The sequence below is a fragment of the Niallia sp. FSL R7-0271 genome (genome assembly GCF_038005785.1).
Lineage (GTDB): Bacteria > Bacillota > Bacilli > Bacillales > Cytobacillaceae > Niallia.
Genome location: NZ_JBBOTZ010000001.1, coordinates 3,073,857 through 3,087,645, shown reverse-complemented (window position 1 = coordinate 3,087,645; position 13,789 = coordinate 3,073,857). Strand labels below are relative to the sequence as shown.

Annotated in this window: 15 protein-coding genes; 11 read left to right on the top strand and 4 right to left on the bottom strand. The window is 39.9% G+C overall.

Annotation, left to right across the window (positions count from 1 at the left end; all coding sequences use genetic code 11):
- Positions 1 to 62: 62 nt before the first annotated feature.
- The gene (locus MKX82_RS15830; RefSeq protein WP_233316464.1) at positions 63 to 575 is read left to right on the top strand and encodes a superoxide dismutase family protein; all 513 of its coding nucleotides are present in this window, start codon (positions 63 to 65) and stop codon (positions 573 to 575) included.
- Positions 576 to 622: 47 nt separating this feature from the next.
- Here the strand turns inward: MKX82_RS15830 and MKX82_RS15825 are convergent, their stop codons facing one another.
- Positions 623 to 1,879 (bottom strand): Nramp family divalent metal transporter, encoded by a 1,257-nt coding sequence (locus MKX82_RS15825; RefSeq protein ID WP_267913430.1) that lies wholly within the window; start codon positions 1,877 to 1,879, stop codon positions 623 to 625.
- 260 nt (positions 1,880 to 2,139) lie between these two features.
- Here MKX82_RS15825 and MKX82_RS15820 point away from each other — a divergent pair, with 260 nt between their 5' ends.
- From MKX82_RS15820 to yugI, 4 genes are all read left to right on the top strand, one after another.
- On the top strand, positions 2,140 to 2,400 hold the full coding sequence (locus MKX82_RS15820; protein WP_233316463.1) for a DUF1871 family protein: 261 nt from the start codon (positions 2,140 to 2,142) through the stop codon (positions 2,398 to 2,400).
- A gap of 40 nt (positions 2,401 to 2,440) precedes the next feature.
- A complete protein-coding gene (locus MKX82_RS15815; RefSeq protein ID WP_233316462.1) occupies positions 2,441 to 2,941 on the top strand; it encodes an Lrp/AsnC family transcriptional regulator in 501 nt (166 codons plus the stop codon).
- Entirely contained in the window at positions 2,941 to 4,113 is a 1,173-nt protein-coding gene (locus MKX82_RS15810; protein ID WP_233316461.1) for an aminotransferase, read from the top strand. The genes MKX82_RS15815 and MKX82_RS15810 overlap by 1 nt, the downstream gene beginning before the upstream one ends.
- Positions 4,114 to 4,310: 197 nt before the next feature.
- Positions 4,311 to 4,721, top strand: coding sequence for a S1 domain-containing post-transcriptional regulator GSP13 (yugI, locus tag MKX82_RS15805; RefSeq protein ID WP_233316460.1), 411 nt, complete (start codon positions 4,311 to 4,313; stop codon positions 4,719 to 4,721).
- 50 nt (positions 4,722 to 4,771) lie between these two features.
- Here yugI and MKX82_RS15800 read toward each other — a convergent pair whose 3' ends face one another.
- Positions 4,772 to 5,005: a DUF378 domain-containing protein gene (locus tag MKX82_RS15800; RefSeq protein WP_233316459.1), complete on the bottom strand. Its 234-nt coding sequence runs from the start codon at positions 5,003 to 5,005 to the stop codon at positions 4,772 to 4,774.
- A 249-nt stretch (positions 5,006 to 5,254) separates the two neighbouring features.
- Here MKX82_RS15800 and MKX82_RS15795 point away from each other — a divergent pair, with 249 nt between their 5' ends.
- The 3 genes from MKX82_RS15795 to MKX82_RS15785 all read left to right on the top strand — a co-directional run bounded on the left by MKX82_RS15795 (position 5,255) and on the right by MKX82_RS15785 (position 8,426).
- Complete coding sequence (locus MKX82_RS15795) at positions 5,255 to 6,418, top strand: iron-containing alcohol dehydrogenase (RefSeq protein WP_341078311.1); 1,164 nt, start codon at positions 5,255 to 5,257, stop codon at positions 6,416 to 6,418.
- A gap of 199 nt (positions 6,419 to 6,617) precedes the next feature.
- Positions 6,618 to 7,967, top strand: a complete 1,350-nt coding sequence (locus MKX82_RS15790) for a glucose-6-phosphate isomerase (RefSeq protein ID WP_233316457.1) — start codon at positions 6,618 to 6,620, stop codon at positions 7,965 to 7,967.
- Positions 7,968 to 8,093: 126 nt separating this feature from the next.
- Positions 8,094 to 8,426 carry a four-helix bundle copper-binding protein gene (locus tag MKX82_RS15785; protein ID WP_233316456.1) on the top strand — a complete coding sequence of 111 codons (333 nt, stop codon included), beginning with the start codon at positions 8,094 to 8,096 and terminating at the stop codon, positions 8,424 to 8,426.
- 55 nt (positions 8,427 to 8,481) lie between these two features.
- Here the strand turns inward: MKX82_RS15785 and MKX82_RS15780 are convergent, their stop codons facing one another.
- Positions 8,482 to 9,480: a potassium channel family protein gene (locus tag MKX82_RS15780; RefSeq protein ID WP_341078309.1), complete on the bottom strand. Its 999-nt coding sequence runs from the start codon at positions 9,478 to 9,480 to the stop codon at positions 8,482 to 8,484.
- A gap of 85 nt (positions 9,481 to 9,565) precedes the next feature.
- Positions 9,566 to 10,441, bottom strand: coding sequence for a TetR/AcrR family transcriptional regulator (locus tag MKX82_RS15775; RefSeq protein ID WP_233316454.1), 876 nt, complete (start codon positions 10,439 to 10,441; stop codon positions 9,566 to 9,568).
- Between the two features lie 355 nt (positions 10,442 to 10,796).
- Between MKX82_RS15775 and MKX82_RS15770 the strand changes: the two genes are divergently transcribed.
- From MKX82_RS15770 to MKX82_RS15760, 3 genes are read left to right on the top strand one after another with little or no spacing between them, the layout of a single operon-like run.
- Entirely contained in the window at positions 10,797 to 11,537 is a 741-nt protein-coding gene (locus tag MKX82_RS15770; RefSeq protein ID WP_233316453.1) for a GTP cyclohydrolase II, read from the top strand.
- A 13-nt stretch (positions 11,538 to 11,550) separates the two neighbouring features.
- The gene (ribD, locus tag MKX82_RS15765; protein WP_233316622.1) at positions 11,551 to 12,648 is read left to right on the top strand and encodes a bifunctional diaminohydroxyphosphoribosylaminopyrimidine deaminase/5-amino-6-(5-phosphoribosylamino)uracil reductase RibD; all 1,098 of its coding nucleotides are present in this window, start codon (positions 11,551 to 11,553) and stop codon (positions 12,646 to 12,648) included.
- 17 nt (positions 12,649 to 12,665) lie between these two features.
- Positions 12,666 to 13,778: an FAD-dependent monooxygenase gene (locus MKX82_RS15760; protein WP_341078307.1), complete on the top strand. Its 1,113-nt coding sequence runs from the start codon at positions 12,666 to 12,668 to the stop codon at positions 13,776 to 13,778.
- Positions 13,779 to 13,789 lie beyond the last annotated feature (11 nt).

The window sequence follows — 13,789 nt, the reverse complement described above, 5'->3', positions numbered from 1 at the left end:
CAGCATAATTTAAACAATTCTACAAATAATACTCCTATTATCGGTATTGGAGGAGTTCGTAAATGAAAAAAATCATGCCTATGTTAGCATTGCTTCTTTTAATGGCAGGCTGTGCGGAAGGAGAAGCAACAAAGGTAGATGTGGAAATGTTCAATGATGTCGGCGATTCTTTAGGCAGTATTAATTTGGAGGAGCAGTCTGCAGGAGTGATGCTTACAGTCAACTTAAAGGGGTTGACACCTGGAGTACATGGCCTACACATACATGAGGTAGGAAAATGTGAGGCTCCTACATTTCAAAGTGCAGGAAATCACTTTAATCCTGAGGATAAGGAGCATGGTCTGCTCCATCCAAAAGGAGCACATGCAGGAGACCTTCCCAATCTAATTGTTGAGGATGACGGAACTGTCAAAGCTGAGCTGTTGGCACCGCAAGTCACATTAAGGGACGGCAAGAATTCATTATTTAAACCGAAAGGAACATCCATTGTCATCACTGACCAGGCAGATGATGGAATGACACAGCCGGCAGGTAATTCGGGGGAACGAGTTTATTGCGGCGAAGTCAAAAGATAGCAAAAAGAAGCATGAAACCAGTTGGTTTGCATGCTTCTTTTCTTTTATTAGAAGAAAGTATCGTACAGTAAAAAAAGATTTAAAAGGACAATAACTGCTGCGATCAGCCAAGAGATAATCGTAATTGCTTTCGAGTTTTGCAGGCTGCCCATAATCCGTTTGCTGCTTGTAAACATAATTAACGGGATTAATGCGAAGCCAATTCCAAATGAAAGGATAACCTGGCTTAATACTAATGCTGATGTAGGATTTACTCCTGATGCAATAATAATAATGGGCGGAATAATCGTAATCAGCCTTCTGACATAGATGGGAATTCGAAATTGAATGAAGCCTTGCATAATGACATCTCCGGACATAGTACCAACAGACGAGCTGGACAGGCCGGCAATCAAAAGGCCGAGACCGAACAGAATAGCTGAAGCTGGACTTACAAGCTGCTCGAAATGCTGAAAGGCAACATCCAAGTCATTTACGATAAAGCCATTTGCATGGAATAAGGCACTTGCGACAATAAGCATAGCCGCATTAATAAATCCTGCAATCAGCATGGCAATAAGGATATCAAAAAACTCAAAGCGGAAAATCATTTTCTTCTCTTTTTCTGTTGTACCGACAATCCGTTTTTGCGTTAAGGCAGAGTGCAGATAAATCGCGTGGGGCATAACCGTTGCTCCGAGTATTCCAGCTGCAAGCAGTACACTATCTGTTCCTTGGAATTGTGGTGTAAACAAACCGTGCAGCACAGAATGGAGCTCTGGTTTTGCGAAGAACATTTGCACAATAAAGGATAAGACAACTATAAACAGCATTGCTGTTATCCCAGCCTCAAGCGATCTGTAGCCTCGTCTTTGCAGCTCCAGTATGGCAAAGCTGCCGATTGCAGCGATAATGCTTGATTCAAGCATCGGAATGCCAAACAGTAAGTAAATGCCGAGTGCAGCACCAATAAATTCAGCTAAATCGGTAGCAATGATAACTATTTCACCTTGAATCCATAAACCGATGCTGACAGGCTTAGGAAATTCCTCCCGGGCGACCTCAGCTAGATTTTTTCCTGTAGCAATCCCTAATTTTGCAGACAGTGACTGAATAATTAAGGCCATAATATTTGAAAACAAGATAACCCATAATAATAAATAACCATATTGAGAACCTGCAGCTATGTTTGTTGCGAAATTTCCTGGATCGATATAAGCAATTGCAGCAATAAAGGCAGGACCAAGAAACGGCAGGAACTTTCTTAGCCCTCCAGGACCATGTAATACAGAACCTGCGTGAGAAGCCTCTTTACTTTTATCCATATGTTCACCTGATTTCTGTTGATTTTTCCTAAGTGATAAAATGTTTCCTTTGCGCAACTTTCCTTTAGGATATTCCTCGATTTCTATTTTGTCAATGAATCTGCAATAAAATGTATAGAGTAAATAAATTGACCTATTGGTTCTCTGTATCGTAAAAATTAGGACCGCAAAAAAATAGCCCTTTTTAGCTGTTATCGTGTTAACTGCGTATATTTTGTGATAGAATATGGACAGCAAAATAGGAGTGAAAAGGTGAAAGTATGAACAATCAAGAAGTTAATCTAGAGCTTGTAAAACTGCTGAATGAATGGGATCCCTTCAAGCTTGGGGAAGGGAATTATGATACGGAAATAGCCGATTGCGTCTATGCCGTCCATGAGCTGGACAATAGGGAAGAGCTTGCAGCAGAAATCCAAAAAATTTATGAGTTTTCTTTTGAGGAATTCATACCAATGGATGAGTGTCTTTCTATATCGACAAAGCTGCTGTTAACAAAAGATAACGGCTCTTGCTCCCTGTAATTTGCAATAAAAAAGTACTGTATAATCTGGAGGGATAAAGATGAAGTTGACGGAAAAAGAAATTGAAGTGGCAGAAATTTTAGAAAAAAACGCCCGTATTACAGATGAAGACATAGCTAAAATGATTGAAGAGGACCTTCAGACAACGAAAGAAATTGTCGCAAAGCTTGAAGATTTGAAAGTAGTTGTCCGCTATACAAGTATTGTTGACTGGTCAAAGGTTGAAGGACATGAAGGCGTTACAGCAATGATTGATGTTAAAGTAACTCCAAAACGGGGAGTTGGATTTGATGAAGTAGCCCAAAGAATTTATCGTTTCCAAGAAGTGAAATCGCTGTATTTAATGTCAGGGACATATGATCTGTCTGTGATTATTGAAGGGAAATCGATGAATGATGTGGCAAGATTTGTTTCGGAAAAGCTGTCCACTTTGGATTCTGTTCTTTCCACAACAACCCATTTTATTCTAAAGCAGTATAAACATGATGGAACAATTTTTGAACCGAATAATGATGATAAAAGGATAGTGGTGTCACCGTGATGAATCAAACGAAAAGCTATATCGCCGACAAAGTAGCAGAAATGAAGCCTTCCGGGATAAGACGATTTTTTGATTTGGCTTCCAATATGGAAGGGGTCATCTCACTTGGAGTCGGTGAACCTGACTTTGTTACATCATGGTCAGCAAGGGAAGCTGCTATTCTTTCCTTAGAGCAAGGCTATACTTCCTATACGGCAAATCCAGGAATGCTTGAGCTGCGCGAGGAAATATCGTCTTACATGAACAGAAGATTCCAGGTCGCTTATAATCCGAATTCAGAGATTATTGTAACAGTTGGTGCGAGCCAGGCGATTGATATTGCGTTGCGGGCGATTCTAAATCCAGATGAGGAAGTGATCGTGCTTGAACCTTGTTTTGTTGCGTATGCACCGCTAGTTACACTTGCAGGCGGTGTGCCGGTACCTGTTCAGACGTTAAAAGAACATGAGTTCAAGGTTCTGCCAGAGCAGCTGGAGGAAGTGATTACAGATAAGACAAAAGCAATCATGATATGCTCCCCGAGCAATCCGACAGGCTCCCTATTGTCTGCAGCAGAATTAGCAGCAATCGCAGACGTTGCTAAGAAGCATGACCTGCTTATAATTTCTGATGAGATATATGCAGAGCTGTGCTATGACGAGGAATATACAAGTATGAGCGCCCTAAACGGCATGTGGGAGAGAACATTGCTCATATCCGGATTCTCAAAAGGGTTCGCGATGACGGGCTGGAGACTTGGTTTTGTTTGCGCACCGGAAGAATTGACGCAGGCTATGCTTAAAATCCATCAATACAGCTTAATGTGTGCTCCGACAATGGCGCAATTTGCCGGACTTGAAGCGTTGAGATCAGGCAGCAACGATGTCGAGGAAATGAAGAAGAGCTATCGAAGAAGACGTAATTTCGTTGTACAGTCATTAAACGAAATGGGGCTGACTTGTCATATTCCAGGTGGAGCTTTTTATGCATTCCCTGATATTACATCAACTGGGCTGACATCAGAACAATTCGCTGAAAAGCTGCTGATGGAAGAAAAGGTAGCGGTTGTGCCGGGAAATGTGTTTGGCGAGAGCGGGGAAGGCCATATCCGCTGTTCTTATGCATCTTCCTTAGAACAGCTGCAAGAAGCTTTAAAGAGAATGAAGGCTTTTACAGAAAGATACAGTAAGTAAACAAGGACCGTTTTTAAAACGGTCCTTTCGTTTGGAAAAAATCAGTCAGCATTTATTTAAAAAATTTGCAAAAACTTTAACTGACAAAGCACAATTCAGAGATAATAATAAATACTTTTGTATTAAGGTCTGTTTTGTGATATAATTTTATAATGCATATTAAAGGAAAAATGAATATAAAAACTAGGAGTGTTCTCATGTCAGATAAAATCGAAGTTGGAAGCATAATTACAGGAAAGGTAACAGGCATTCAGCCATACGGCGCTTTCGTTTCTTTAGACGAAAACTTGCAAGGCCTTGTTCATATTTCAGAAGTAACACACGGCTATGTTAAAGATATTAATGAATTTCTTAAAGTAGGCGACGAAGTAAAAGTTAAGGTTCTTTCTGTTGATGATAATGCTGGAAAAATCGGCTTGTCTATCCGCGCTACAGAAGAAGCGCCAGCAGCACCTGCTGATGCTGAAAAAGCTAAAAAGCCTCGTGCTAAACGCCAAGCTGCACCAGTTAAAGTAGATGCAGACAGCAGCCAAGGTTTCAATACGCTTAAAGACAAATTGCAAGAGTGGATTGACCAGTCTAACCGCAATGACCTAATTAAGAAATAATAAAAGAAGCAGGATGCCATAAGCATCCTGCTTTTTTTTATTGAAAAATCTTATTTAGCAGATCTTGGTTCAGGTTCACGAGAAACTTCGGCACTTGGTTTAAACAACAATCCTAAGTTAATCAAACCGGCAATCCCAACTAATCCGTAAATGATTCTGGATAATGCTGATTCTTGACCGCCAAAGATTGCTGCTACTAAATCAAATTGAAAAAATCCAATTAGTCCCCAATTTATTGCTCCAATAATCGTTAACACTAAAGCTGTTCTTTGAATACCACTCATGATTGTTTCCTCCTTGTATTGGATTCCCTATTATCATGATGCAAAGAGAATATATTTATGCATTTCTTTGTCTGCATTTTTTCCTTTTTTGGGGCATTATAAAGTTTGGTAAGCAACTATAAAAAAATCCAGTTCTTATCTTTTGATTTTCGAATTACTTTAGTAAATAATAAATAGTGTCCTCCTGCTGGTTTCTAGTATTGGGAAGCAAAAGGAGCATTAATATTTATAATAGGAGGAAAAGGGAACATGAATAATTTTACATTCTATAACCCGACAAAACTGATCTTTGGGAAAGGCCAACTATCCCAGCTTGCAGATCAACTGGCTCCATACGGAAATAAAGTCCTTCTTGTATATGGTGGAGGTAGTATTAAACGCAGCGGTTTATACGATCAAGTTATTGAGCTTTTAAAAGAAAATAATAAAGAAGTGTTTGAACTTTCAGGAGTTGAACCAAACCCTCGCTTAACTACAGTTCAAAGAGGTGTGGATATCTGTAAGACAGAGGGAATTGATTTCCTTTTAGCAGTAGGTGGAGGAAGTGTCATCGATTGCACGAAAGCAATTTCTGTCGGAGCAAAATATGACGGTGATCCTTGGGATATCGTAACAAGAAAAGCAATACCAAGTGATGCTGTACCATTTGGAACTGTATTAACATTAGCAGCTACAGGCTCTGAAATGAATTCAGGCTCTGTTATTACTAATTGGGAAACGCAAGAAAAATACGGCTGGGGAAGCCCACTTACATTCCCTGTTTTCTCTATCCTCGATCCAGAGAATACATACACAGTACCTAAAAATCAGACAATTTATGGAATTGTAGACATGATGTCTCATGTACTTGAGCATTATTTCCATTTGGAAGAAAATACACAATTCCAAGACTATATGTGTGAGTCCTTGCTTAAGACAGTAATGGAAACAGGTTCAAAACTTGTTAACGACTTAGAGAATTATGAATATCGTTCCACAATCCTGTACTCCGGTACAATGGCATTAAACGGAATGCTTAACATGGGCTACCAGGGAGACTGGGCAACTCACAATATTGAGCATGCTGTATCAGCAGTTTATGACATTCCGCACGGAGGGGGACTTGCTATTCTATTCCCTAACTGGATGAAGCATAACTTAAGTGTAAAACCTTCAAGATTCAAGCAGCTTGCTGTTCGGGTATTTGGGGTTGATCCAGAAGGTAAAACAGATGAAGAAGCTGGATTGGAAGGCATTGAGAAGCTTAGAGAATTCTGGAACAGCATCGGAGCACCTTCAAGGCTGGCAGACTATGATATTGATGACAGCAAGCTTGAGCTGATGGTGGACAGAGCAATGGCAAGAGGAGAATTCGGACGCTTCAATTTATTGAAGGCGGATGATGTTCGCTCCATTTACAAAGCTTCCTTGTAAGCAGAGTTTATTATAAAAAAATTACTAAGTCCCAGCTATGTTAATAGTTGGGACTTAGTAGGTAATAGTGACTAAAAGAAGAATAACCGAAAAAAACTCAAGTTGTATCCGCTTTCAAAACAATCTCATTCTTGATTAGTTTGGACACTTTCGATAAAGTGAAAGAGGATACAAAAATAAATATAATGGAGGATCATTCATGACACACGTTCGTTTTGATTACTCAAAGGCATTAAGCTTTTTTGGAGAACATGAAATTACATACCTATCTGATGCAGTTAAAGTGGCTCATCATTCCCTACATGAAAAAACAGGAGCTGGAAGCGACTTTTTAGGCTGGATTGATCTTCCTGTTGATTACGATAAAGAAGAATTTTCCCGTATCTTAAAAGCATCACAAAAAATCCAAAACGATTCTGAAGTATTGCTTGTTATCGGAATCGGCGGATCTTATCTTGGAGCACGTGCAGCAATCGAGATGCTGAACCACAGCTTCCACAATGCTTTGTCTAAGGATAAAAGAAAAACTCCGCAAATCATCTTTATCGGTAAAGACATCAGCTCAACATATATGAGCGATGTTATCGATTTCTTAGGTGACAAAGATTTCTCAATCAATGTTATCTCTAAATCAGGCACAACAACAGAGCCTGCTATCGCATTCCGTATTTTCCGCAAGCTTTTGGAACAAAAATACGGAGCAGAAGAAGCTAAATCAAGAATTTATGCAACAACTGATAAAGCGCGCGGTGCACTAAAAACACTTGCTACTGAAGAAGGCTTTGAAACTTTTGTTATTCCTGATGATGTCGGCGGTCGTTACTCTGTTCTTACAGCAGTAGGCTTGCTTCCAATCGCTGTAAGCGGTGCAGACATTGAAGCAATGATGAAAGGTGCAGCAGCTGCTCGTGAAGACTTCAGCTCATCTGAACTTAGTGAAAATGCTGCATACCAATATGCTGCAGTTCGCAACGTGCTTTACAATAAAGGCAAAACAATTGAAATGCTTATCAACTATGAGCCAGGACTTCAATACTTCTCTGAATGGTGGAAGCAGCTTTTCGGCGAGAGCGAAGGAAAAGACCAAAAAGGTATTTATCCATCTTCCGCTAACTTCTCAACTGACTTGCACTCATTAGGGCAATATGTTCAAGAAGGACGTCGCGATATTTTCGAAACAGTTGTTAAAGTGGACAAGCCTCGTCATGAATTAACAATTGAAGCAGAAGAAAACGATCTTGACGGCTTGAACTATCTTGCTGGCAAAACAGTTGACTTTGTAAACAACAAAGCATTTGAAGGTACGCTTCTTGCACATACAGACGGCGGTGTGCCGAATCTGATTGTGACAATTCCTGAAATGGATGAATATACTTTCGGTTACTTAGTGTATTTCTTCGAGAAAGCTTGCGCTATCAGCGGATACCTTCTTGGTGTAAATCCATTTGATCAGCCGGGAGTAGAAGCTTATAAAGTTAACATGTTTGCATTGCTTGGTAAACCAGGTTTTGAAGAGAAAAAAGCGGAACTTGAAAGCCGTTTGAAATAAGAGTAAAAAAGGGCAATCCGAAATGGATTGCCCTTTCTCATTTTATAAATCTATCATTTCATGTTTTTAGGAGGAGATTTAAGGATAAATAACTACTAGGTTACATAAGTGTTAAGGAGGGATACTATGCTAGTAGAACAAGAACAAACATTAGTAAGGGCATTGCAAGAATGTATGATAGTCTGCAATCATTGCCTGAATGAATGTCTCGCTGAAGATAAATCAAGCATGATGATAGACTGCATACGAACAGACCGAGAATGCTTGGAATTCTGTGGATATCTAGAACAGGCTATTATCCGTCAATCTCCATATGCTAAAGAACTTGCTAAAATCTGTATGCAAGTTTGTGAGGATTGTGCACAGGAATGCCAAAAACATGACCATAAGCATTGTCAGTATTGTGCTGAAGTTTGCTTGCAATGTATGGAAGCATGTAAAACCTATTTAAACAACTAATATTAATAAACAAAAAAACAGCGCTAAATATGGCAAGCGCTGTTTTTTTATGCATTTATGAGCCGGCAATCAAGATCAGCTCATCCTTTTCTTCTACTATAAAGGAGGCACCAGGTTTAATGTAGGATTGGCTGCCTCTTTTAACTCCTAACAAGAGTTTGTCCTCTAAAAGAAGATACGAACTGAGGGCAGCAAAATTCAGCTGCTCGTCGTTTTTCCATTCGCCCAAAGAAACAATTTGCAATCTCTTGTCCTTGAAGTTCCCCAGTAAATCGAGAAAGGCAATCATTGTTTCTTGCGAATTGAGACTGCTGTGCATGACAAAGCTCGACAGGCGATTGGTTTGAATAATCTCATCTGCACCTGCTCTGTGTGCATTAGTCACTTGCTCAGCAGTCAATATCTCAATGATGCAAGGAACCTCTGGATTCAGTCCTTTTATTGCAAGCAGTGTCAAAATCGAATTCATATCGGCGTTCATTTCATCTTTGCTTTGGTCAGAGGTGATGATTACCTTGTTAGCCTGTGAGATATTTGCCCGCAGGAGTGTTTCATCAATATTTGGATTGCCTTGGATAAAATGAAGCGATTCTGGCAGCGGGTTTTTTGGGAGCGATTCATCAATAAGAGTGAGTAGTGATCTCTTCCCATCCTTGATGATTGTATTAATCAATGCCTTCGAACGCTCATTCCAGCCGATAATCACGATATGACTATGTCCTCTGAAAGTTGATTTCCCTTCTATAAAGGCATTTTGTCTGGCGACTGCTGCTGTTGCCAAAGTTACTAAATAAGTCGATAAAAACCCTGCACCAGTCAATATGAGCAGCATGCCGGCAATTCTTCCTACAATGGTGCTTGGAGCGTAATCACCATAACCAACAGTGGAGGCTGTGATAATAGCCCACCAAACCCCCTCAAAAAAAGTCGGAAAGGTTTTTGGCTCCACTATGGTGATGATTAATCCAAAAAATAGGATAATACTTGCTGCGATTGACAAAATCCTCACACTGATAGGCAGGCGCAGAAAAGCGGTTAGTACGGTATTCGGCAATATATTTCACCTCATCATCATGTGTATAAAACCATTATGGACATATAAAAAACCTTTCATAATGAAATGAAAGATTTTTATATGTTCACTTATGTGAGGTTATTTGATAATGCCTTTTAATTTTTTCAATCCAGTCCTGCAATTCTTCATGTCCTTCAAGATTGGAAAGCATACCTTGAATAATTGGACTTCTTGGGGCATCTGTTTTGATTTCTGACTCTAGAACATCAAGGGTAACTTCAATCGTTTCCTTGTTAGGATAGCTTTCTGTAAGCTTGCGAATTTGATTAAGGATATCCAGGGATTTTTCTGTAGCATCTGCCATAAAATCGATTTTTGGCTTATGCATTAATTTGTAAAGATTCGCTTCAGTGAATATTGGCTTCTCTTCCATAATACCTGCTGCAATGGAGTCCATTCTTCTCCATAAATATTCGGAAACATCTTTAGCATTCCTGTCAATCTGATCATGAAGAAGAAGTCTTAAGAAGGACTGCAGCAACCCTTCGTACATGATTTGCAAATCTAAATGAAAGCGGCTCGTTTTTTCTCCATATAATTCGAGCAGATATGCTAGAGAAAACTCTCTGATATCTGTTTGCATCTGCATAATTAAATGCTTGATGGAATCATTAAGGGGAATCGCCTGCTCACGGGTTTGCATAATAATGAAATCCTTATGCTTCAAAGCATGTTCAAAAAAAGCTGCTGTCTGTTCGACCAGCTTTTCTTTTGCAGTGATGTCTTCTAGCCTAATGCTGTCAAAAAGCTGTACTAATTCCTTGTAATAATAATCAAGAATGGCAAATAATAAAGAATCCTTTGACTTGAAATATATATAGAAAGCACCTTTAGATATTCCGCAATCATTTGCTATTTCTTGAATGGAAGTGGAGGAATATCCTTTTTGCGCGAAAAGTTTCAGCGCAGAGTCTATGATCTTTTTTTCTTTCTCTTTCAATGGAAGCGCCTCCTATTTTTTTATAAGGAAGAGTTGAAAATAGTTATTTTTTAGCGAAATAAACTCTTATAGAGATTTTACTATTAAACCACACAACTTAAAATATGTAAAAAAAAAGCTAATAATTTGTCTTGGGAACCAGTAAAATTAGTTATTTGTACAAATACCTATCTTCCGATATGATAATAATTATCACTTATTGCTCATGTAAGGTAATGCTAAAGAAAAATGGGTAAATTAATTACTTGACGCTATTTTCTTATATATATATACTTACTTACATATAGTAAGTGGTTTGATAAAAATATTTGATTGGAACAAATTAAGATAGATGAAATTTAAAGGAGACTTAAATATGAAAAAAGAAGTGATTGATCTTCTTCAAGATAAAATGAAAATGATTCCGTTTAAGGAAGATAAAAAAATATGCCTTGTCGGGCCAGTCAAGCTGCCTGTTCAGCTTGAAGATCAAGTTGTAACTTTCCAATGGTACACATGGCTGCCAATAGAAGAGCAGCAGTCAAAAGAGGAGCTGTTAAACAGCTTGCCTTCGATGCATCTTGCAGACTTGCAGCAATCATCGGTTTTAGTATACGGCGATTTTGAGCAGACAGAAGATACGCTTATCCGCATGCACAGCATTTGTCATACAGGTGATATTTTCGGTAGCAAGCGCTGTGACTGCGGATTCCAGCTGCATCAGTCAATGAAGATGATTGTTGAACACGGCAGTGGTGCCCTCTTTTACCTTGCCAACCATGAAGGCAGAGGAATTGGTCTGTTCACAAAGTCATTAGCTTATTTGCTGCAGCAGGAAGGATTGGATACAGTAGAGGCAAACCATGCTCTTGATTTTGCTGATGACACAAGAAGCTATGAAGAGCCGATCAGTGTCCTGCAAGCATTGCGCACAAAGCCTGTTAAACTAATTACGAACAATCCTAAAAAGCTGGAAGCATTGAAGAAGATTGGATTAACTGCAAGTGAGAATGTTCCGTTATGGGGAGACAGATCAGCGTTCAACGAGAAGTATTTGGACACGAAAGTGCAGAAATCTGGACATATACCATTGCAAGAAGAGATTGTGACAATTTGAGGAGTAAACGATGATGAGAAATGATCATGATTTTATGAAAATGGCATTGGACCTTGCAGAAACAGCGAAGGGAAAAACAAATCCAAACCCAGTAGTTGGTGCGGTATTAGTGAAGGATGGCGTCATAGTAGGCTCCGGTTTGCACAGAAAGGCTGGAGAACCGCATGCAGAGGTACATGCATTTAATATGGCAGGAGAACATGCTAAAGGGGCTACACTATATGTTACGCTGGAGCCTTGCTCCCACTATGGAAAAACACCGCCATGTGCGAATTTAGTCAAAGATTCTGGAGTGAAAAGAGTTGTAGTGGCAGCTCAAGATCCGAATCCTCATGTTGCTGGTAAGGGGATTGGCATCATAAAAGAAGCGGGGATCGAAGTAGAAGTTGGTGTGCTTGAGGAAGAAGCAAAAAAACTCAATGAGCGTTTTATGCATAATATGATTACTCAAACTCCATTTGTTGTATCAAAGGTTGCGATGACTTTAGACGGAAAAATCGCTGCCTATACAGGGCACAGCCAATGGATTACAGGGGAAGAGGCTCGGAAGGAAGTGCATTACCTTCGCAATGAGGTAGATGCTATCCTAGTTGGAGTAGGTACAGTATTAGCAGATAATCCGAAATTAACGACTCGATTAGACCAACCATCTAAAAATCCAATCAGGATTATTTTGGATAGCAAGCTGCGAACACCGCTCGATGCAAATGTGGCAGATTGCTCTGAGGCACAAACGATTATTTTGACTGGTCTTGCCGAGGATGACAAGAAGGCTGAAGGTTTAAAACAGAAGGGCGTTCAAATTATTCAAGTTCCATATACAAACGGGAAAATGGACCTTCAAGCTGCATTGAAAAGGCTGTATGAAGCAGGAGTAACAGATATTCTGCTCGAAGGCGGCAGTGAAGTAAATGCGAGCTTTATGAGAGAGAGACTTATTCAAAAATACATTGTTTATATTGCGCCGAAAATCTTAGGTGGAAAATCATCTTTTACACCATTTAGAGGCGAGGATGTAGATACGATAGATGAAGCTGTTCAGCTAAGGTTTGAAACAGTGGAGAAGGTAGGCGAAGACTTAAAAGTCTACGCATATCCTGCTAAAGTTTAAGGGAAGAGGATGGGGAAATGACAGTTCTGAATGCAGAAGTTTGTATTGTTGGTGCAGGTCCCGGCGGTGCAATGCTTGCTTATTTGCTTAGCAAGGCCGGGGTTTCCACAATCCTGCTGGAGCGGCATCATGATGTAGATAAAGAATTTCGTGGAGAGCATTTAAATGAGGAAGGAGAACAAGTCCTCATAGACGCAGGTCTTTTTGCTAAGCTGAAGGAAAAAGGCATACTCTGCATGACTCATGTTGATTATATTGCAGACGGCAAAGTGGTTAAAAGAATACTTCCCCATTCAGAAACAGGCCATACTGGCATTCATGTTCCGCAAAAGCATTTATTGAAGCTGCTGTTGGAGGAATCATCGAAAGAGGCTGCCTTCAGGCTGGAAATGGACAGTGTTGTGAAAGAGCTCATTCAGAATGAAACAGGAGAGTATTCAGGCGTCGTCGCCTGGATTAATGGCATAGAAACAACGGTGAACAGCAAGATAATTGTCGGTGCTGACGGCAGGTTTTCAACGATAAGAAAGCAGGGGCGCTTTCCTGTTGAAGCGATCAAGCATGGTTATGATTTGCTGTGGGCAAAAATTCCGGCTCCATCTGGCTGGGAGCCAGCGATTAAAATGGCTCTTGTTAACGGCAGTCAGGTTGCTCTGTTTACCCAATATGGAGGTTATATTCAGATCGGCTGGAATATTGAGGAGGGAAGCTTCTCAAAAATCCGGAAAGGATCATTTGAGCACTTTATCGACAATCTTCTGTCTGCTTTTCCTGAGTTGGAGGAAACTGTCCGCACTCATATTAAGGCATGGAAGGATTTTGTCCTGTTGAAGGTGGAAAGCTCTAAAAGCAGCACGTGGATCAATAATAATGTAGTGCTCTTAGGCGATGCAGCCCACACAATGAGCCCAACCGGCGCATTTGGACTCAACAGTTCCTTAAAGGATGCAGAAAAACTTGCAGAAGTGCTGAAACAAATTTTACTCTATCACGAATCACCAGCGCTATTAGAGACCTACGAAGCAATTCGGAAAACAGAGGTAGAAAAAGTCCAAGCAGAACAGCTTTACAGAGAATCTACTTTTAAGGATCATTTTCCAAAAGCAACGGCAATTGGCGTTAGTAATTAATTGGAAGGATG

What these genes read in the sequence shown, in the direction of transcription:
- MKX82_RS15830 (WP_233316464.1), top strand. Translation starts at nt 63, where the DNA reads ATGAAAAAAATCATGCCTATGTTAGCATTGCTTCTTTTAATGGCAGGC.
- MKX82_RS15800 (WP_233316459.1), bottom strand. Translation starts at nt 5,005, where the DNA reads ATGAGTGGTATTCAAAGAACAGCTTTAGTGTTAACGATTATTGGAGCA.
- MKX82_RS15815 (WP_233316462.1), top strand. Translation starts at nt 2,441, where the DNA reads ATGAAGTTGACGGAAAAAGAAATTGAAGTGGCAGAAATTTTAGAAAAA.
- MKX82_RS15795 (WP_341078311.1), top strand. Translation starts at nt 5,255, where the DNA reads ATGAATAATTTTACATTCTATAACCCGACAAAACTGATCTTTGGGAAA.
- yugI (WP_233316460.1), top strand. Translation starts at nt 4,311, where the DNA reads ATGTCAGATAAAATCGAAGTTGGAAGCATAATTACAGGAAAGGTAACA.
- MKX82_RS15820 (WP_233316463.1), top strand. Translation starts at nt 2,140, where the DNA reads ATGAACAATCAAGAAGTTAATCTAGAGCTTGTAAAACTGCTGAATGAA.
- MKX82_RS15760 (WP_341078307.1), top strand. Translation starts at nt 12,666, where the DNA reads ATGACAGTTCTGAATGCAGAAGTTTGTATTGTTGGTGCAGGTCCCGGC.
- ribD (WP_233316622.1), top strand. Translation starts at nt 11,551, where the DNA reads ATGAGAAATGATCATGATTTTATGAAAATGGCATTGGACCTTGCAGAA.
- MKX82_RS15810 (WP_233316461.1), top strand. Translation starts at nt 2,941, where the DNA reads ATGAATCAAACGAAAAGCTATATCGCCGACAAAGTAGCAGAAATGAAG.
- MKX82_RS15825 (WP_267913430.1), bottom strand. Translation starts at nt 1,879, where the DNA reads ATGGATAAAAGTAAAGAGGCTTCTCACGCAGGTTCTGTATTACATGGT.
- MKX82_RS15770 (WP_233316453.1), top strand. Translation starts at nt 10,797, where the DNA reads ATGAAAAAAGAAGTGATTGATCTTCTTCAAGATAAAATGAAAATGATT.
- MKX82_RS15785 (WP_233316456.1), top strand. Translation starts at nt 8,094, where the DNA reads ATGCTAGTAGAACAAGAACAAACATTAGTAAGGGCATTGCAAGAATGT.
- MKX82_RS15790 (WP_233316457.1), top strand. Translation starts at nt 6,618, where the DNA reads ATGACACACGTTCGTTTTGATTACTCAAAGGCATTAAGCTTTTTTGGA.